The following is an 18,305-nucleotide window of genomic DNA, read 5'->3' on the forward strand; positions in this document are numbered from 1 at the left end:
TCCTGGGTGTTGTCCTGATCTACTCCCAGAGAAGTCAATTCCGACATACCTGTACATGACAGGATGATGACTGTATGTTGAGGCATCTCGTCGAACCCCGACGAAACTGTCTCATCAGGGAGGAATGGGCAATGAGGAGACCCGTCATTCGATCTCTCCTGGCCGGCGCCGCACTCGTGGTGTCCGGCTTCGCTGCCACTCCGGCACTGGCCGGAACGGATGTCACGACGGCGACCGCCGACGGCGTCCGGGCGTCCGAGGTCGTGCACCAGGAACTGGCGACGACACGGGCACAGCAGCGCGCCGCGGAGGCCTATTGGACGCCCGAGCGCATGCGGGCGGCCGTCCCCGCCGACGCCACGGTGGCCGGCGACGCGAGCACGGCCTCGCCGACGTCGCGCGACATCGCGCCCGCCGCCGTCCCCGAGAACCCGCGCCCGCAGCTGGGCAAGGTCTTCTTCACCGTCGGCGGCGTCGACTACGTCTGCTCGGGCACCACCACGAACAGCTCCAACGGCGACGTCGTGACGACCGCCGGCCACTGCCTGCACGAAGGCGACGGCGGGGCGTTCGCCTCACAGTTCACCTTCGTCCCCGCCTACAACAACGGCTCCGCGCCGTACGGCCAGTGGTCGGCGTCGGACCTGTACACCTCCAGCGGCTGGGCCAACAGCGGCGACTTCAACGTCGACGTCGGCTTCGCGGTCATGAACGAGAACTCGTCCGGCCAGAGCCTCACCGGCGTCGTCGGCTCGTACCCGATCGCGTTCAACCTGTCCCGCGGCCTGAGCTACACGTCCTACGGCTACCCGGCGGCCGCGCCCTTCAACGGCCAGACGCTGTACTCGTGCAGCGGCACCGCCCGCAACGACCCGTCCGGCCTGCAGACACAGGGCATCACCTGTGACATGACCGGCGGCTCGTCCGGCGGTGGCTGGATCACCGGTGGCCGGCTGAACTCAGTGAACAGTTACAAGTACAACAACGACGCCAACACGATGTACGGCCCGTACTTCGGCAGCACGGCGCAGTCCATCTACAACGCGGCCGCGACCGCCTGACGGCCGACCAGACCAGCGCCGCTCCACCGGCGATCCCCCGTACGCCGGTGGGGCGGCGCTGCCACGTGGGTGCGGGCACCCCCGCGGCCCGCACCCACGACGTTGATCTTGGAGTTGTTCGGCCATCGCGTCCGAATTGCCCGATAGATGGACGAAGAACTCCAAGATCAACTTGGCTGGGGTGGGAGAGGCGTCAGTCCTCGGTGAGAACGGCGCGCAGGTCAGGCAGCGCGCCCAGCTCGGCCTCGACCAGCCGCTCCGCCGTCGTGACGGAGTCGACCAGCGGGTGGCTGGCCAGCGCCGCCACCGCCGCTCGCCGGGAACCGGACCGGGCCGCCGCGATGGTGGCCCGCTCGGTCGCCTTCACCGACGCCACCAGCGCGGCCGCCGCCGGGTCCAGGGCGCCGGCCGCCAGCGGGTGGGCGCCGTTGCGGCCGACCAGGCAGGGCACCTCGACGACGGCGTCGGCCTCGACGCCGGGGAGGGCGGAGCGGTTGCGGACGTTGAGCACCAGGGTGGCGCGCTCGTCCGCGGCGATGGCACGCATGAGTGTCAGAGCGACGCGGTCGTAACCGCCGCCGTCGAGGTCGGCGGTGTCGCGGTCGCCGACGCCGGCGGCCTCGCGGCTCTCGGACATGTAGGTGGCCTCGCGCTCGCGCCGCACCTCGTCCCACCGCTCGGCCGCGCCCGCACCGCCGGCCGAGCCGACGTAGAACCCGGCCTGCTGCTCCAGCAGGAACTCCCCACGGGTGGCCGGCGCCGCCTGCGCCGACGCGATGGCGTCGCGGGTGAAGTAGTAGTAATAGAGGTACTCGTTCGGGATGGCGCCCAGCGAGCGCAGCCAGGGCGCCCCGAACAGCTTCCCCTCCTCGAACGTGCCGAGCAGGTCGTCCGACGCGAGCAGGCCGGGCAGCACGTCGCGCCCGCCGACCAGCACCCGCCGCAGCCAGCCGAGGTGGTTGAGCCCGGCGTAGTCGAACCACGCGTCGCTCATCGGGACGTCCAGCGCGCGGGCGACCCGGCGGAACAGCCCGACCGGGGAGTCGCAGATGCCGATGACGCGATCGCCGAGCACCGAGCTCATCGCCTCGGTGACCATGCCGGCCGGGTTGGTGAAGTTGATGACCCACGCGTCGGGCGCCTCGGCGGCGATCGTCGACGCCAGCCGCAGCGCGACCGGCACCGTCCGCAACCCGTACAGCACGCCGCCGGCGCCGGTGGTCTCCTGGCCCAGCACGCCCTGGCCCAGCGCGGTCCGCTCGTCGCAGGACCGTCCGGCCAGGCCGCCGACACGGATCGCCGAGAAGACGAAGTCGGTGCCGCGCACCGCCGCCGCGAGGTCGTTCTCGACCACCAGCTCCGGGCCCCGGCCACCGGAGCGTTCCTCGAGCACCGCCCGCACGGCCCGCACCCGTTCGGCGTCGGTGTCGTACAGAACGACCGTGTCGACGCCGGACTCCTCGCTCGCCAGAGCGCGGTGCACCAGCGGGACGCGGAAACCGCCGCCCCCGAGGATCGTCAACCTCATACGAGAACCACCTTCACACCGCTCTCCCGGAGCGCCCCGAGGGCCTCGGTGCCCTCGGCAGCATCGGTCACGACGACGTCCAGGGCGTCGGGTCCGCACACGGTGGCGAACCCCGTCCCTGGGAACTTCTCCGCGTCGGCGAGCAGGATGACCTGGTCGGCCGCCGCGATCATGGCCCGGCGCACCGGCACCTCGACCACCGTGGTGTCGACGACAGCGCCGTCGGCGCGCACCCCGCTGGTCCCCATGAACAACTTGCCGGCACGCAGCTGGCGTACGGCGTCCTCGGTGAGGAAGCCGACCAGCGACTTGTAGTTGCGCCGCACCACCCCGCCGAGCAGGATCAGCTCGATGTCCGGGTCGGGCAGCAGCTCCTCGTACACGGCCATGTTGGCGGTCATGACCGTGACCTTGCGACCGCGCAGGTGCACGGCCAGCCGGTGCACCGTCGTGCCGATGTCGAGCAGCAGCACGTCGCCGTCCTCGACCATGTCGGCCGCCCGCCGGGCGATGGCGTCCTTCGCGCGGTGCGCCTCGGTGGCGACGGCCGCGAACGACGGCTCCAGCGACGGGCTGGCGGCCGCGCCGCCGCGCACCCGGGTGAGCAGACCCTGCTCCTCCAGCCACGCGAGGTCGCGCCGGATGGTCGCCTGGCTGACACCCAGCCGGGTGCCCAGCACGGTGACGGACACCGGACCCTCGGCACGGAGGGTCTGCATGATGAGCTCATACCGGCGCTGCGCAAGCACGGCTGCACCATATCAGTCATCTTCGCTCAATCGAACAGTAGTCACGCCGAAACGTGATCAGAGCTGAGCGAAATGCCGGGTTCGGGCTGGTGGCGACACGAGCGATGCATCACAACCGCTCATATCTTGTCATTTGCGCGCACCCCCACTAGGGTTCGACGCAACCCTTGGGAGGAATGGCCGTGTCGAACATCGCTCGTGACCCGTACCGCGCTCCGTCGCGGCACGACCCGCTGGCCGCGCAGCGCTCGGACGGCGCTCCCGAGCTCGACGTCTTCCTCACCGGGACCGTGTTCTTCGACATCATCTTCATCGGCATGGAGGGCCCGCCGAAGCAGGGCACCGAGGTGTGGGCCGACGGCATGGGCTCCAGCCCGGGCGGCGTCGCCAACCTCGCCGTCGCCGCCGCGCGGCTCGGGCTGCGCACCGGTCTGGCCGCGGCGTTCGGCGAAGACCTCTACGGCGATTACTGCCGGCAGACACTCGGGGTCCAGGAGGGCGTCGACCTCACCTACTCGCGCTACGTCACCGGCTGGCACTCGCCGGTCACGGTGTCGATGGTCTATCAGCGCGACCGCGCCATGGTCACCCACGGGCACCGTCCCGAGGCGCTGGACCGGCTGGTCACGCACCCGCCGCAGGCCCGGTCGTGCTTCGTCGACCTGGGCGGCGAGCGGCAGCCGTGGGTCGACTCCGTGGCGGCCTCCGGCGGCCGGGTCTTCGCCGACCTCGGCTGGGACCCGGAGGACCGCTGGGATCTCGGCCGGCTGCGCGAGAGCCTGTCCGGCTGCTTCGCCTTCTCCCCCAACGCCGTCGAGGCCATGAGCTACACCCGCACCGACAGCCCCGAGGCCGCGGTCGAGAAGCTGGCCGAACTGGTGCCGCTGGCGGTCGTCACCAACGGCGCCGACGGCGCGCTCGCGTTCGACAAGGACCTCGGCCGCCCGGTGAAGGCGGCGGCGGTCCCCGTCGAGGCGCTCGACCCCACCGGCGCCGGGGACGTGTTCGTCGCCGGTCTCATGGTGGGTACGCTGGCGGGCTGGCCGCTGCTGCACAGCCTGCGGCTGGCCAACCTGGGTGCCGCGCTCTCGGTGCGGCACTTCGGCGGCGCGCTGGCGTCGCCCGGCTGGGGCGACATCGCGGTGTGGTACCGCGAGACGGGATCGAAGGACCCCGCCCTCGCCGGCGACTACGAGTTCCTGAACACGATCGTTCCGGACAACGCCGTCCCGGAGGTGTCGCGTGCCATCGCGACGCTGGGATTCCGGGCCGGCCGCTGACCGGACACCTGGGCACACCGACATTTTCCGAAAGGGCCGACTCATGACGCTGTCGATCACGAGGACCAGCACCCGGCTGTGCGCGGCTGCCGCCGTCGCACTGCTGATCGGGGCGTGCGCACCGGGCGACGACGGTGACGACGGCGACGCGAGCAGCGCGCCCACCGCGGGCGACGTCGCCACCGACCCGTCCGATCTGGGCGACGTCACGCTGACGGTGTGGGACCAGGAGGTCCGCGAAGGCCAGACCGAGCAGATCGAGGCGCTCAACGCCGCGTTCGAGGAGGCCTACCCGAACATCACCATCGAGCGGGTGTCGCGTTCCACCGACGACCTGCGCACCACGCTGCGCCTCGCGCTGTCCGGCGACGACGCGCCCGACGTCGTCCAGGCCAACAACGGCCGCCCCGAGATGGGCCAATACGTCGCGTCCAGCCTGCTCACCCCGCTCGACGGCTATGCCGAGGGCTACGGCTGGTTCGACCGCTTCCCCGAGTCGGTGCGCGCGCTCGCGTCGTACAGCGACGACGGCGCCACCTACGGCGAGGGCGACCTCTACGGGCTGCCGCAGATGGGTGAGATCGTCGGCCTCTACTACAGCAAGTCCAAGCTGGCCGCGCTCGGCATCGAGCCGCCCGAGACCACCGACGACTTCGTGGCGGCGCTGCAGGCGGCGCAGGCGGCCGGCGAGGTGCCGATCCAGTTCGGCAACTCCGAGCCGTGGGCCGGCATCCACGAGTTCGGGTTCGTCCAGAACCAGTTCTCCGACGCCGACACCATCCGCAACCTCGGGTTCGGGCGGCCGGGCGCGTCCTGGACGTCCGACGACAACGTCGCGGCGGCCGAGGCGACCCGCGAGTGGGTCGACGCCGGCTACTTCGTCGACGGCTTCAACGGCGTCTCCTACGACAGCGCCTGGCAGGCGTTCGCCCAGGGCACCGGCGTGTTCTTCGTCGGCGGCACCTGGCTGGTCGCCGACCTCACGTCGGCCATGGGCGACGACGTCGGCTTCGTGCTCCCGCCGGCCGGCGCCAGCGGCTCGCACCTCGTCACCGGCGGCATCAGCATCCCGTGGGCCATCCCGGCCAACAGCGATGCCAAGGAGGCCGCGGCCGCCTACATCGACTTCATCACCAGCTCCGACGCCATGACGGCGGTCACCGAGGCCGGCAACCTCCCGGTCATCGAGGCCGACCAGCAGACCACCACCGGGCTGCAGTCCGAGGTGTTCGCCGCGTGGGCGCAGGCCGGCCAGGAAGACCTCGTCGTGCCGTACCTCGACTACGCCACCGAGACGTTCTACGACACCATCACCGTCGCGGTGCAGAACCTCATGGGCGGCCAGAGCGATCCGCAGCAGTTCCTCGACACGCTCGAGGCCGAGTACACCGCGGCCACCGGCAGCTGATGGCGGCGGCAGGTGCCCGCCCGGCGGAGGGCACGCACTCATGCAGGTGAGCAGTAGGGGGCCCGGCGAACCACGCCGGGTCGCCTACCTCTACATCCTGCCGGCGCTGCTGGTCTTCGGCCTGTTCGTCCTGGTCCCGCTGGCACGGACGGCGCAGTTCTCGCTCTACGAGTGGAACGGCCTGGGCTCCAGCACGTGGGCGGGACTGTCGAACTACCGCGACGTCTTCACCGAGCCGCAGCTGCGCGGCGCGTTCGTCCACGCGCTCGTGCTGATCGTGTTCTACGCGGTCATCCCGGTGACGCTCGGGCTGCTGCTGGCCGCGGCGATGAGCCGGGCGGTGCTGCGGGGCATGGGGTTCTTCCGGGTCGTGCTGTTCCTGCCGCAGGTCATCCCGATGGTCGTGGTGGCCATCGCGTGGCGCCAGATCTACGAGCCGAACGGGCCGCTCAACGACGTGCTCCGGTTCGTCGGGCTGGACTCCCTGGCGCGGCCGTGGCTCGGCGACTACACCTGGGCGCTGCCGTCGGTGGGCATCGTCGGCACCTGGGTCGGCACCGGTCTGTGCCTGGTGCTGTTCCTGGCCGGCATGTCGCGCATCCCGCGCGAGCTGTACGAGGCGGCCCGGCTCGACGGCGCCGGCCCGTTCCGCGAGTTCCGCGCCATCACGCTGCCGTCGCTGCGCGGTGAGATGGCGGTCGCGCTGACGCTGACCGTCATCGCCGCACTGAAGACGTTCGACCTCGTCTACGTCATGACCAGCGGCGGGCCGGGCACCGAGACCACCGTGCCGTCGTACCAGGTCTACAACAACGCGTTCCTGCTGGGCCGGGTCGGCATCGCGACCGCGCTGGCGGTGGTGCTGACGCTGATCGTGTTCGTGGCGACGGTGCTGATCAACCGGGTCGGCGAACGGGGAGAACGATGATCTCGCGCGGAGAACGGCTGGCGAACTACGCCGTGCTGGCGCTGTTCGCGGTGATCGCCGTGTTCCCGGTGCTGCTGATCCTGCAGACGGCGCTGTCGAACGACCAGATCGGCGGCGGCGGATCGTTCCACTTCGAGAACTTCGCCGACGCCTGGGATCAGGGCCACTTCGGCTCCTACCTGCGCACCAGCATCGTCGTCGCGATCCTGGTGGTCGGGCTGTCGACGCTGTTCTCGGTGCTGGCCGGCTACGCGTTCGGCACCATGCGGTTCCGCGGCTCCGAGGTGCTGTTCTACGTCATCCTGCTGGGCATCATGGTGCCCGCGGAGGCGCTGGTCATCGCCCTGTACTTCGACCTGCGCGAGCTGGGGCTGACGAACACGCTGGTGGCGATCGTCATGCCGCAGGTGGCGCAGTCGACCGCGTTCGGCACGTTCTGGATGCGCGCCTACTTCCGCGGCAGCTCCCGCGAGGTCGTCGAGGCCGCCCGCCTCGACGGCGCCGGGCACTGGGCCACGCTGTGGCGGATCCTCGTGCCGATGGGCCGGCCGGCCGTGACCACGATGATCGTGCTGATCTTCATGTGGACGTGGAACGAGTTCCTCATCCCGCTGATCATGGCCACCGACGAGAGCCTGCGCACCGCACCGCTGGGCCTGGCCTTCTTCCAGGGCCAGTACACGTCCGGAACGGCGCTGCTGGCCGCCGGGGCGACGCTCGTCGCACTGCCGGTCGTCGTGCTCTACCTGTTCCTGCAGCGTCACTTCATCCGGGGGATGGTCGAGGGCGCGGTCAAGTAGCGCCCCGAAGTGTTCGTCACAACTCGAGAGGAGTCACCATGCGAGCAGCCAGACCCGCTGCTGCAGCCGCCACCGCAGCTCTCCTCGCGGCGACGCTCCCCGCGGTCGCCGCACCGGCCGCATCGGGAACGCCCGCCCCGAAGTCGGACGCCGTCGATCTCGACGTGCTGTTCGTCGGCGCCCACCCCGACGACGAGGCCGGCGCGCTGGCCGCGTTCGGCCAGTGGAACGAGGCCGCGGACCTGAGAGCCGGCGTCATCACCGTGACCCGGGGCGAGGGCGGCGGCAACGCCGTCGGCCTCGAAGAGGGTCCGGAGCTGGGCATGCTGCGCGAGGCCGAGGAGCGCAGCGCCGTCGCGAACGCCGGCATCGAGAACGTCTACAACCTCGACGAGCTCGACTTCTTCTACAACGCCAGCGCGCCGCTGACCGACGAGGTGTGGGGTGACGACGCCCTGGAGAGGGTCGTGAGAGTCGTCCGAAGCACCCGGCCCGAGGTCATCGTCACGATGAACCCGTCGCCGACGCCCGGCAACCACGGCCACCACCAGCAGGCCGCGAGGCTGGCCGTCGAGGCGTACGAGGCCGCGGCCGACCCGGACGCGTTCCCGGAGCAGCTGTCCGAGGAGGGCCTGTCGACCTGGAGCGTGTCGCGCATCCTGCGCAGCGGCGCCACCGGCACCGGCGTCGGCGGCTCGGCCTGCGAGACGACGCCGTACCAGCCGGCCGACCGCACCGACCGCGTGTTCGGCGCCTGGCAGGGCCGGACGTCGACGCAGACCGGCGAGTTGTGGGCGCTGCGCGAGCGCAAGGCACAGTGGGAGTACGTGAGCCAGGGCTGGGCCGGGTTCCCGCCGCCGCCCACCGACCCGGAGGCGAACGGCTGCGACTGGTTCACGCTGATCGCCAGCCGCACGCCGTACCCGATGCCGGGCACCGGTCAGACGGCCGCGCTGCAGGGCGCGTTGCTGCCGATCGACGGCGGTCTGCCGCTCGGCACCGAGGTGACGATCGACCCGGAGCCGTTCCTGGTGCTCCCGGGCCAGTCGTTCACCGCGACGGTCACGGTCAAGGCGCCGGCCCGCAAGCCGCTGGTGCAGCCGGCGCTGACGGTCGCGGGGCCGGACGGCTGGACGGCACAGGTGCCGTCCGGTGCGCTCCCCCGCACGCTGGCCCCCGGCCGCGAGGCGAGCGTCGACATCACCGTCACGCCGCCGGCCGAGGCCGCCGCGGGTGAGCGGGTCGCGCTGAAGGCGACCCTCTCGACCCGTACCGGCAGCGGCGCGAACGAGGCCGCCGTCGAGGTCACCACGGACGTCCGCGGCGAGCTGGCGCAACGGCCGGAGGCCGAGGTCTTCGCGTCCTGGACCGGCGACGTCGACCTGCCGAAGCTGGAGAGCCTGATCGCGCCGATCGCCTCGGTCGGTGTCGGGCGCACCCAGCCGGTGACGATCAACGTCACGAACGACGGCGCCGCCGCGGCGGCCGGGTCGGTCACGCTCGACCTCGCCGACGGCTTCACCGCATCGCCGGCGTCGGCGCCGTTCGACGGCCTCGCGCCGGGCGCCACGACCACCGTCACGTTCGACGTCACCAACACCGACACCGCGCTGCCGACGTCGAACCGCGCCCCGAACGGCGGCTACCCGTTCCAGGTCGTCACCGACTACGGGTCCGGCACGGACACCCAGAACGCCGTGCTCGAGCTGGTCCCGTCGACGCAGATCCCGCAGGTGTCGTCGGCGCCGGTGCTGGACGGCGTCGCCGGCGAGGGCGAGTACCCGGGCGAGGTCATCGACAGCGGCACCCGCTGGGAGGGCGAGGAGGCCACGGCCGACGACGCGTCGTCGACCACGCGGCTCGCCTTCACCGACGACGCGCTGTACGTGTTCGTCGAGGTCAACGACGACACCCTCGGCACGGTGCTGCCGCTGGAGGACTGCAAGCGGCACTGGCGCACCGACTCCGTCGAGATCACCGTCGACCCGCGCGGCACGTCGTCGAACACGTCGACGACGTTCAAGACCGGCATCTTCCCCACCACGGTGGAGGGTGAGCCGTGCTTCCAGCGCGACGCCGACAACCACCAGGGCCCGGGTGCCGACACCGCGCCGGGCATGGAGGTCGCGTCCGTCGTGAACGAGCCGTACGACGGCTACACCGTCGAGGCCAAGATCCCGTTCGACGTCCTGCCCGACGCCGTCGACCCGGCGCGGATGGGCTTGAACGTGCTGGTCTACGACTCCGACACGCAGGACAAGACCGGTCAGACCCGCATCGGCTGGTCCACGTTCAACGGCGTGCAGGCCGACCCGTTCCGGTGGTCGCTGGCGACGTTGCCGGGGCTGGCCGACGCCGGCTCCGACCCGGTCGCGCCGACGATGCCCGACACCGCCGCACTGAGCGTCGACTCGCCGCAGAGCATCGCGCAGTCGGCCGTCGACGGCGTCGGTCTCGGCGGCGGGCGGGAGCTTCCGGCCCGCACGGCCTCGATCACGTCGGCGCGCGCGTCGGACTCCGGTGAGATCGAGGTGCGGCTGCGGACCCGCGAGTCCGGCCGGGCCAACGTCTTCCTCTGGGACGGCGAGAGCGTGGCGGGCTCGGTGTCGGTCGAGGTCGGTTCCGGCCGCACGACCGTCGACGTGCCGGTGACGGGCGGGTCGGACGACCTGACCGCGCTGGTCGCGTTCATCACCGACGACGGCACGCTGGCCCTGGCCGAGCCGGTCGGCTGACAGATCGTCCCGCTCCGCCGGTGCCCGTGGCCCGGCGGAGCGGGACTCTCCACCCGGCTGATCAGGCCTCGCCGGCGAGGCGGTCCAGCCACTGCTCCAGCAGCGCCCGCTCGGCGGCGGTGAGCGGCGTCCCGGCGCCCTCATCGCCGCCGCGCAGGGCCTCGCGCAGCGCGACCGCCCGGCCGACCACCGGCGCGACGCCGTCGCCGGGCGCGGACACCGCGTCGTCGACCAGCGTGCGCAGCACGGCGTCGCGAGCGAGGCCGGACAGCGAGTGGTCGCGTTCTGCCTCGGGCGTCGCGATCAGCGTCAGCACGACCCCGACGGCGGTCGCGTGACTCAACCGCGCGGCCCGCTCGACGCTCATGGTGAGCCGGCCGGCCGCCGCCACCCGGCCGACGAGCCGATGCAGGATCGCCGTGGCGTCCCGCCCGGCGGCCGACTCGTCGGCGCGCCGGCCGTTGCCGTACATCAGCACGTAGAACGCCGGCCGGGCCAGCCCGAACTCGACGTGGAGGTCCCAGCCGCGGCGCAGATCGGCCACGGGGTCGTCGGTCTCGCCCATGGCCCGCTTGTCGCGCAGGTACTGCTCGAACCCGTACGCCGCGACGGCGTCGAGCAGCCCGGTCATGTCGCCGAACAGCCGGTACAGCGTGGGTGCCTGCACCCCGGCCGCGGCGCTGACGGCGCGCGTCGACACCGCCTCGCGGCCCTCGCTCTCGAGCAGGCCGGCGGCGGCGCGCAGGATGCGGTCGCGGGTCGCTTCTCCGTCGGCAGATGTCATGGAATCAACGATAACGGGGTTGCGTTAGCATCGCTATCGAATCACTGCTAACGTCAAAGTGTTATCAGTGGAATCCACGAAGGAGTCCCTCCATGCGCACCACCACCCTCGGCAGCGCCGGGCCCGCCGTCTCCGCCCTCGGCCTGGGCCTGATGGGCATGTCGGACCTGTACGGCCCGGCCGACCGCGACGAGTCGATCGCCACCGTCCATGCCGCCCTCGACGCCGGCGTCACCCTGCTCGACACCGGTGACTTCTACGGAATGGGCGCCAACGAGCTGCTGCTGCGCGACGCCCTGCGCGGCCGTAACCGCGACGACGTCGTCGTCAGCGTGAAGTTCGGCGGCCTGCGCGGCCCGGACGGCGGCTGGCTGGGCTACGACGCGCGGCCCATCGCGGTGAAGAACTTCGCCGCCTACAGCCTGCGCCGCCTCGGCGCCGACCACATCGACATCTACCGGCCGGCCCGGCTGGACCCGGCGGTCCCCATCGAGGAGACCGTCGGCGCCATCGCCGACCTCGTCCAGGCCGGCTACGTCCGCCACATCGGGCTGTCCGAGGTGGGCGCCGACTCCCTGCGCCGCGCCGCCGCCGTCCACCCGATCGCCGACCTGCAGATCGAGTACTCGCTGCTCTCCCGTGGCATCGAGGAGCGGGTGCTGCCCGCCGCCCGCGAGCTCGGTATCGGCGTGACGGCGTACGGCGTGCTGTCGCGCGGGTTGCTCAGCGGGCACTGGCGCCCCGACCGCGAACTGCCGGCGGGCGACTTCCGCGCCACCAGCCCGCGCTTCCAGGCCGGCAACCTCGAGCACAATCTCGCGCTGACCGAGGCGCTTCGCACAGTCGCGGAGCAGCAGGGCGTGACGGTCGCCCAGGTGGCCATCGCCTGGGTCGCCGCGCAGGGCCCGGACATCGTGCCGTTGGTGGGCGCCCGCACCCGGGAACGGCTGGCCGAGTCGCTCGGCGCCAGCAGCCTGACCCTCGGTGCCGACGACCTCGCCCAGATCGAGCGATCGGTCCCGGCCAGCGCCGCGGCGGGCGACCGTTACGCCGACTACGCCTACGCCCACCTCGACAGCGAACGCTGACGTCCGGGCGATCCGGTCGCGAATCCCAGGTGTCAGTGCCCGCCCATAGGGTGGGACCCCTCCCATCGGGCGGGGGTCCACGTCGGGTCGAAAGCCACCTGCCGGGCCAGGACGGCCCGGCGGGCGGCTCCGCGAACCACGCACCCGGAGACCGACGGTCGCCCGCCGGGGCCGGGTTCGGGTGGTTCCGGCGGACCATTCACCGCGGCGCCCCGCACCGTTCATCGCGGCGCCGTCCGCTCCACGCCGTGGTCTGGCTTCTTGACGGGTGACGTCCCCCGACGGCAGGAGCCCGATGTCCGTCCCATCGCCGCGCGCCACGTTGGTGGCCGGTGCGGCCGCGTCGGCGACGGTCGCGGTCACCGTCACGCTGGCCGGGCCGATCCCGGGCGTCGTCGTGCCGGACGGTCCACTCGGCCTGTGGCGGGCCGCCGGCGAGGGCCGGCCGGCGTGGAGCATGGTGGCGGTCGCGGGCATCACCGCGTTGTCGCTGGTCTTCGTCCGGCTCTACCTGCTGGCCAGGGACGGCGTCGTCGACGTCGGGTACGTCGCGCGGACGGCGGCCGTGTGGACGGCGCCGGTGCTGCTGGCCCAGCCGATCCTCAGCCTGGACGCGTACTCCTACGTCGCGCAGGGCCAGCTGCTGGTCATGGGCATCGATCCGTACGTGACCGGCCCGATCGCGTTCGGCCCCGGCCCGCTGCTGGATCCGGTCGCGCCGGTCTGGCGGATGACGCCGGCGCCGTACGGCCCGTTGTCGCTGACGCTGCTGGGCTGGTCCGCCGACGTCACCGGCGCCCAGCACGTGCCGTTCGTCCTGGTGTTGCGGGCGCTGGCGATCGTCGCCGTCGTGGTCGCGGCGGTGGCCGCGGCGCGGCTGGCCCGGCCGGGTGCGCGGGCCGTCGCCGTCGCGCTGGTGGCGGCGAACCCGATCGTCGTGCTGCACCTGATCGGCGGCGTGCACCTGGACGTGCTGGTCGGCGCGCTGGCGCCGCTCGTGCTGCTGGCGGTGCGCAGACGCTGGTGGTGGCTGGCGGCGCTGACCGCAGCGGCCGCGTTCGCGATCAAGCTGCCGGGCCTCGTCCTGGTCGGCTACGTGCTGTGGGCGCGGTTCCGGCAACCCGGTCGGCGCTGGGCCGGCACCGCACAGGTGCTGGCGATCACGGTGGGCGCGACGCTGGCCGCCGCGGCCGCCGTCCCGGACGGCTGGGGCTGGCTCGCCACGCTCGACACCCCGGGCAAGGTGGACCTGCTCTACACCGTCCCGGCGGCGATCGCCGGGGTCGCGTACGGGGTGCTCGGCCTGACGGTCGGCGGGGTGGGCTTCGGCGAGCTGCTCGACTGGTCGCGAGTGCTGTGCGCGGCCGCCGGCGCCGCGCTGATCGGCTGGCTGATCGTCCGCGGCGGCGACCCGTCGATGCCGGTGCGGCGGGCCGGCGCGCTCGTCGGGACCGCACTCGTGGTGCTCGCACTGGCGGCGCCGGTCGTCCACGCCTGGTACCTGTCCTGGGCCCTGGCCCTGCTGGCGGCCTGCGCGGGCGTCGTCGGGCATCGGTGGCTGATCGGCCTGAGCGTCGCGCTGTCGTTCTCGGCGCTGCCCGACCCGCTGACCCGCTGGCACCACGGGCTGCTGCCGCTGACGCTGCTGATCCTGGTGGTGACGCTGGCGTTGACGTTCTGGTGGCTGGCCGACGCGCGCCGGCGCCCGCCCGGTGAACGAGCGGGCGCCGGCACGTCCGGTCTGACGGTCAGCGGCGCGGCTTGACGCCGTTGACGGTCGAGGTGTCGTAGGCGAAGGTCAGCACGGCCGAGCCGATGACGTCGGCGTTGATGTCCAGCGCCTTCGTGTTGACGTTGCCGACGAGGTCGTACTCCGCGCGCAGCGCGTCGTAGATCGTGTCGTCCTGGCCGTCGCCGGTGAGGTTGTCGCAGAACCCGTGGTAGCAGGGGTCGTACGGCACGTTCGCCAGGCCGCCGTACAGCTGCGCCTGCTCCTCGGACTTCGCGCCCTCGGCTCCGGTGAACAGACCGCCCGCCGGGATGCCCTCGGCGATGAACGCGCCGTAGTCCGAGCGACCGGAGAACTCGCTGTCGTTGAACGGCTGGTTGCGGCGGGTGTAGATCTTCTCGAACACGTCCTCGATCTGCGCCGAGCCCTCCGGGATGAAGCCCTCGGGCGCGGTGCCACCGGAGTTGTCGCCGTCGTACACGCCGAACATGTAGTTGGGCGAGGCGACCATGTCGAAGTTCAGGTAGAGCGCGATCTTGTCCCGCTCCTCCTGCGTCAGGTCCGGCACGTAGAAGTTCGAGCCGAGCAGGCCGGACTCCTCCGCTCCCCACCAGGCGAAGCGCACCTGGTTCTTGAGGTTCTGCCGGTTGATCTGGATCGCGGTCTCCAGCAGCGCCGCGCTGCCGCTGCCGTTGTCGTTGATGCCCGCGCCGTCGTGGACGCTGTCGAGGTGCGCGCCGGCCATGACGACGTTGTCCGGGTTGCCCTTCCGCGTCTCGGCCAGCACGTTGTACGTCGTGCGGGTGTCGGCCGTGAAGTCGACCTCGACGCGGACGGTGGCACCGGGCGTCGCGGCCAGGCTGGCGCCGGCGTCGAACGTCGCGAACACCGCCGGGACGGCGAGGCCGGTGGCGTCGCCGATCATGCCGACGAGCCCCGTGCGGCCGACCTGGCCCTCGTTCATGACGACGACGGCGGCCGCGCCGGCCGCCTGCGCGTTGAGCACCTTGGCGGCGAAGCCGCAGGTGCCGCGCTGGACCAGCGCGATGCTGCCGGGGGCCATGCCGGTGAAGTCGCCTTCCTCGCAACCGCTGGTCGACGTGTTGGCCGGCAGGCCGGGCGCGTCGAGACGGACGTCGGCGGCGAACAGCGCGCCGGTGGCCTCGCCCTGCGGGACGCCGGTGTCGAAGTCGTTGCGGATGAACTCGCTGCCCTCCTCGTACGTGCGCGGTTCCGGGCTGATCCGCTCGAGCTCGGAGCGCTCGTCGAAGAACTCGAACTCGAACTCCTGGACCTCCGGCGTGTAGCCGGCCGCCTCGAGCTGCTCGACGACGTAGTCGACGGACGCCGCGTAGCCAGGGAGCCCCGAGGCCCGGTTTCCGCCGTTCTCGTCGCTGATCTCCTGCAAGGCCTCGAGGTGGCCCATGACCGCCTCGAGGGTGATGAGCTTGTTCATCTGCCGGATCGTGACGTTGTCGCTCGCCGCCTCGGCGGGGACGGTGAGCAGACACGTCGCGGCGAGTACGCCAGCACTGGCGACGGCGGCCGTGCGCCTTGTCGGTCGTCTCGTCATCGGGCAACCTCCTGCACAGGTTCCTGGATGCCGGCCTGCGGACCGGAAAATGATGTCCGAGACACTAGACGGCGCGGCGTCCTTTCAGAAGACCCCCGCGGTGTCGGATTGATGACGGTCGGTCCGGGCGGCGCGCCCACGTAGGCTGGTGCCGTTCGACCGTGGACGACGGCGTCGCGGAGGAGCGGCCCTCGTCGCGCACCGAAGGCCGCCGGCGTGAACGGAGCGAACCCGAGCACTCATGACCAGCGTCGTCACCGGGTTCGCCGTCATCGTCGTCATCATCGCCGTCGGATATGTGCTGGGCCGGACCGAACTGCTCGGCCCCGCCGGCCCCATGGTGCTGACCCGGCTGGCGTTCTGGGTGGCCAGCCCCGCCCTCATGTTCCACACGGTCGCCGAGGCCGACCTCGACGTCATCGTCGCCGAACCGCTCATCGCGACCGCCGGCAGCGTCGTCGTCGTGATGGCGGTCTTCGCCCTGGTGGGCTGGTGGCGGCGCTGGGGCGTCTCGTACAGCGCACTGGGGGTGCTCTGTTCCGGCCTGGTGAACGCCGGCAACCTGGGCATCCCGATCGCGGCCTACGTGCTGGGCGACGCGACCCTGGTGGCGCCGATCCTGCTGATGCAGACCATCGTGATCGTCCCGGCCGCGCTGACGGTCCTGGACCTCGCCGGGCGCGGTGCCTCGATGCCGGTGTGGCAGCGGTTCCTGACGCCGTTGCAGAGCCCGATCACGGTCGCCTCGCTGGCCGGTGTGGTCGTCGCGGCCACGGGAGTGACCGTGCCGGAGCCTCTGATGGAGCCGTTCGTGTTGGTGGGCGCCATCTCGATCCCGTCGGTGCTGATGGTGTTCGGCATCTCCCTGTGCGGCAGCAGCTGGCCCGGACGGGGACCGGATCGCGGGCCGCTGGCGCTCGCCGTCGGGTTGAAGACGCTCGTGCACCCGGCGGTGGCGTACGGGCTCGGCCTGGCGCTGGGGCTGTCGACGCCTGAGCTGCTCGCCGTCGTCGTGCTGTCCGCGTTGCCGACGGCGCAGAACGCCCTGACGTTCGCGCTGCAGTACGGGCATGCGCAGGTGCTGGTGCGCGAGGCGATTCTCGTGACGACCGTGCTGTCGTTGCCGGTGCTGGTCGTGGTGGCGGCGCTGCTCAAATAGCGCGCTCGCCCCGCGTCCTAGACACCGCCGGTGTCGAGCGTCAGCTGCACCGCGGCGTCGGCCGGGAGGAGGCCCGTCACCGTGATGCCGGCCTTCTCGACCCGGACGCCGCCGGCCGGCAGCAATGCTCTGACCGTGGCGGCCAACCGCCGCGGTTCGGCGGTGGGTTCGGCCAGCCGGGTGCGGTCGCGATGCTCGAGGCGGTTCGCGTACGTCAGCCCGACCGTCACCACGGTGCAGGTGAACCCGGCGTCGCGCAGCCGCCCGGCCAGCTCCGCCGTGAGCGTCTCGACGTCGACGGCGGCGCCGCGGGGCACCATGCGCTGGACGCTGAACGAGCGGCGCGGGCGTTCGGGCCGCACGTTGGCGTCGTCGGTGCCGGCGGCGATGGCGGCGAGGCGCCGGGCCATCAGCGTGCCGGCGATGTCGCGCAGGTGTTGCGGATGCACGACCGCGATGTCGGCGACGGTGCGGATGTTGTGCTGGCGAAGCCGCCCGAGAGTCACCTCGCCCACACCCCACAGCTCGTCGATCAGCAGGGCCGGGCGCAGGTAGCGCTCCTCGGCCGGCTGGATGACGCGCAGGCCGCGCGGCTTCGCGGATCGGGACGCGAGCTTCGCCATGAGCTTCGTCCGCCCGGCACCGACCGTGACCGGCAGACCGATCTCCTGCCCGACCGCCCGCCGCACCGTGGCCGCCAGCTGGTCGATCGTCGCCCACGGGGTGGCGCGGGTGTCGAGGAAGGCCTCCTCCATGGAGCCGGCCTCGACCCGTGCGGCGAACCGTCCGAACACGGCGAACAGCGCTCGACTGGCCACGGCGTAGGCCTCGGAGCGCAACGGCACGACCCGCAGCCGCGGGCACGCGGCGACCGCGTCGGTGACGGACATGCCGGCCCGCACGCCCCACTCGCGCGCCTCGTAGCTGGCGCACGCGACGACGACGTCGCCGGCGGCCATCGGGATGCCCCGCAAGGACGGATCGTCGCGCTGCTCGACCGCCGCGAAGAACGCGTCGGCGTCGACGTGCAGCAGCGGCCCGCCCGGGAGTGCCCGGGCGAACTGGTCGTCCTCGCTCGGCAACGCGACGAGGGCCTGCGGTTCGGCGTCGATGTGTTCAGCCTAGGCGGAGGCACTGACGAGGTCGCGTGCGCGCATGCGCCCTGGCTTCTTCGTCCCCGGCCTTCGAGACGGCCATGCGGCTACCGACCGAAGCGCCGGGCCACCGGGTATGGAACGTGGCGAAGGGCCGCCCCCGGCGGGGAAGCCCTTCATTCGATCAACTCTCCGCAGCCGCGTCTGGTTCCCGCGAGACGAGCCGATTCCGCGGCGATCCGGCGGGTCGTGCCGGAAGGCCCCGGCGAGCTCCTGGACGAAGGCTCAACCGCGACCGTGCCGCGATCCGGTGAGAACGCCCGCCGGTGCCCGCACAGCCGACCGTGAACGCACGAACGCCCACCCGGAGAGCCCGGGTGGGCGTTCGA

The 18,305-nt window shown here is 72.1% G+C and carries 14 protein-coding genes; 9 read left to right on the forward strand and 5 right to left on the reverse strand.

Annotated features, from left to right (window positions below):
* Nucleotides 1–131 precede the first annotated feature (131 nt).
* Nucleotides 132–1,061 carry a trypsin-like serine peptidase gene (locus DZA62_RS27740; RefSeq protein ID WP_116952193.1) on the forward strand — a complete coding sequence of 310 codons (930 nt, stop codon included), beginning with the start codon at nt 132–134 and terminating at the stop codon, nt 1,059–1,061.
* Between the two features lie 193 nt (nt 1,062–1,254).
* On the opposite strand, the gene DZA62_RS27745 is transcribed toward DZA62_RS27740, so the two are convergent.
* Both DZA62_RS27745 and DZA62_RS27750 read right to left on the reverse strand, forming a co-directional pair.
* Nucleotides 1,255–2,589 carry a family 4 glycosyl hydrolase gene (locus tag DZA62_RS27745; protein ID WP_116952194.1) on the reverse strand — a complete coding sequence of 445 codons (1,335 nt, stop codon included), beginning with the start codon at nt 2,587–2,589 and terminating at the stop codon, nt 1,255–1,257.
* Nucleotides 2,586–3,338: a DeoR/GlpR family DNA-binding transcription regulator gene (locus tag DZA62_RS27750; RefSeq protein ID WP_116952195.1), complete on the reverse strand. Its 753-nt coding sequence runs from the start codon at nt 3,336–3,338 to the stop codon at nt 2,586–2,588. Before DZA62_RS27750 ends, DZA62_RS27745 begins: the two co-directional genes overlap by 4 nt.
* Nucleotides 3,339–3,520: 182 nt before the next feature.
* Here DZA62_RS27750 and DZA62_RS27755 point away from each other — a divergent pair, with 182 nt between their 5' ends.
* The 5 genes from DZA62_RS27755 to DZA62_RS27775 are packed head-to-tail and all read left to right on the forward strand — an operon-like array spanning nt 3,521 to nt 10,489.
* Nucleotides 3,521–4,618, forward strand: coding sequence for a PfkB family carbohydrate kinase (locus DZA62_RS27755; RefSeq protein ID WP_232827618.1), 1,098 nt, complete (start codon nt 3,521–3,523; stop codon nt 4,616–4,618).
* Between the two features lie 43 nt (nt 4,619–4,661).
* Nucleotides 4,662–6,026, forward strand: a complete 1,365-nt coding sequence (locus DZA62_RS27760) for an extracellular solute-binding protein (protein WP_116952197.1) — start codon at nt 4,662–4,664, stop codon at nt 6,024–6,026.
* Nucleotides 6,027–6,066: 40 nt separating this feature from the next.
* Nucleotides 6,067–6,954: a carbohydrate ABC transporter permease gene (locus tag DZA62_RS27765; RefSeq protein WP_116952198.1), complete on the forward strand. Its 888-nt coding sequence runs from the start codon at nt 6,067–6,069 to the stop codon at nt 6,952–6,954.
* The gene (locus DZA62_RS27770; protein ID WP_116952199.1) at nt 6,951–7,754 is read left to right on the forward strand and encodes a carbohydrate ABC transporter permease; all 804 of its coding nucleotides are present in this window, start codon (nt 6,951–6,953) and stop codon (nt 7,752–7,754) included. The genes DZA62_RS27765 and DZA62_RS27770 overlap by 4 nt, the downstream gene beginning before the upstream one ends.
* 38 nt (nt 7,755–7,792) lie before the next feature.
* Nucleotides 7,793–10,489: a sugar-binding protein gene (locus tag DZA62_RS27775; protein ID WP_116952200.1), complete on the forward strand. Its 2,697-nt coding sequence runs from the start codon at nt 7,793–7,795 to the stop codon at nt 10,487–10,489.
* 61 nt (nt 10,490–10,550) lie between these two features.
* Here the strand turns inward: DZA62_RS27775 and DZA62_RS27780 are convergent, their stop codons facing one another.
* Complete coding sequence (locus DZA62_RS27780; RefSeq protein WP_116952201.1) at nt 10,551–11,273, reverse strand: TetR/AcrR family transcriptional regulator; 723 nt, start codon at nt 11,271–11,273, stop codon at nt 10,551–10,553.
* A 92-nt stretch (nt 11,274–11,365) separates the two neighbouring features.
* On the opposite strand from DZA62_RS27780, the gene DZA62_RS27785 reads away from it, so the two are divergent.
* Nucleotides 11,366–12,361 (forward strand): aldo/keto reductase, encoded by a 996-nt coding sequence (locus tag DZA62_RS27785; RefSeq protein ID WP_116952202.1) that lies wholly within the window; start codon nt 11,366–11,368, stop codon nt 12,359–12,361.
* A gap of 295 nt (nt 12,362–12,656) precedes the next feature.
* Nucleotides 12,657–14,126, forward strand: coding sequence for a polyprenol phosphomannose-dependent alpha 1,6 mannosyltransferase MptB (gene mptB / locus DZA62_RS27790; protein WP_116952203.1), 1,470 nt, complete (start codon nt 12,657–12,659; stop codon nt 14,124–14,126).
* Here mptB and DZA62_RS27795 read toward each other — a convergent pair.
* A complete protein-coding gene (locus DZA62_RS27795) occupies nt 14,110–15,663 on the reverse strand; it encodes a M28 family metallopeptidase (RefSeq protein WP_116952204.1) in 1,554 nt (517 codons plus the stop codon). The two genes, mptB and DZA62_RS27795, sit on opposite strands and share 17 nt — an antisense overlap.
* 241 nt (nt 15,664–15,904) lie before the next feature.
* Here DZA62_RS27795 and DZA62_RS27800 point away from each other — a divergent pair, with 241 nt between their 5' ends.
* Nucleotides 15,905–16,822 (forward strand): AEC family transporter, encoded by a 918-nt coding sequence (locus DZA62_RS27800; protein WP_116952205.1) that lies wholly within the window; start codon nt 15,905–15,907, stop codon nt 16,820–16,822.
* A gap of 17 nt (nt 16,823–16,839) precedes the next feature.
* On the opposite strand, the gene DZA62_RS27805 is transcribed toward DZA62_RS27800, so the two are convergent.
* Nucleotides 16,840–17,904 (reverse strand): Y-family DNA polymerase, encoded by a 1,065-nt coding sequence (locus DZA62_RS27805; protein WP_116952206.1) that lies wholly within the window; start codon nt 17,902–17,904, stop codon nt 16,840–16,842.
* Nucleotides 17,905–18,305 lie beyond the last annotated feature (401 nt).

The sequence above is a fragment of the Jiangella endophytica genome, from assembly GCF_003427025.1.
Lineage (GTDB): Bacteria > Actinomycetota > Actinomycetes > Jiangellales > Jiangellaceae > Jiangella > Jiangella endophytica.

What these genes read in the sequence shown, in the direction of transcription:
- DZA62_RS27765 (WP_116952198.1), top strand. Translation starts at nt 6,067, where the DNA reads ATGCAGGTGAGCAGTAGGGGGCCCGGCGAACCACGCCGGGTCGCCTAC.
- DZA62_RS27785 (WP_116952202.1), top strand. Translation starts at nt 11,366, where the DNA reads ATGCGCACCACCACCCTCGGCAGCGCCGGGCCCGCCGTCTCCGCCCTC.
- mptB (WP_116952203.1), top strand. Translation starts at nt 12,657, where the DNA reads ATGTCCGTCCCATCGCCGCGCGCCACGTTGGTGGCCGGTGCGGCCGCG.
- DZA62_RS27795 (WP_116952204.1), bottom strand. Translation starts at nt 15,663, where the DNA reads ATGACGAGACGACCGACAAGGCGCACGGCCGCCGTCGCCAGTGCTGGC.
- DZA62_RS27760 (WP_116952197.1), top strand. Translation starts at nt 4,662, where the DNA reads ATGACGCTGTCGATCACGAGGACCAGCACCCGGCTGTGCGCGGCTGCC.
- DZA62_RS27770 (WP_116952199.1), top strand. Translation starts at nt 6,951, where the DNA reads ATGATCTCGCGCGGAGAACGGCTGGCGAACTACGCCGTGCTGGCGCTG.
- DZA62_RS27745 (WP_116952194.1), bottom strand. Translation starts at nt 2,589, where the DNA reads ATGAGGTTGACGATCCTCGGGGGCGGCGGTTTCCGCGTCCCGCTGGTG.
- DZA62_RS27775 (WP_116952200.1), top strand. Translation starts at nt 7,793, where the DNA reads ATGCGAGCAGCCAGACCCGCTGCTGCAGCCGCCACCGCAGCTCTCCTC.
- DZA62_RS27800 (WP_116952205.1), top strand. Translation starts at nt 15,905, where the DNA reads ATGACCAGCGTCGTCACCGGGTTCGCCGTCATCGTCGTCATCATCGCC.
- DZA62_RS27780 (WP_116952201.1), bottom strand. Translation starts at nt 11,273, where the DNA reads ATGACATCTGCCGACGGAGAAGCGACCCGCGACCGCATCCTGCGCGCC.
- DZA62_RS27740 (WP_116952193.1), top strand. Translation starts at nt 132, where the DNA reads ATGAGGAGACCCGTCATTCGATCTCTCCTGGCCGGCGCCGCACTCGTG.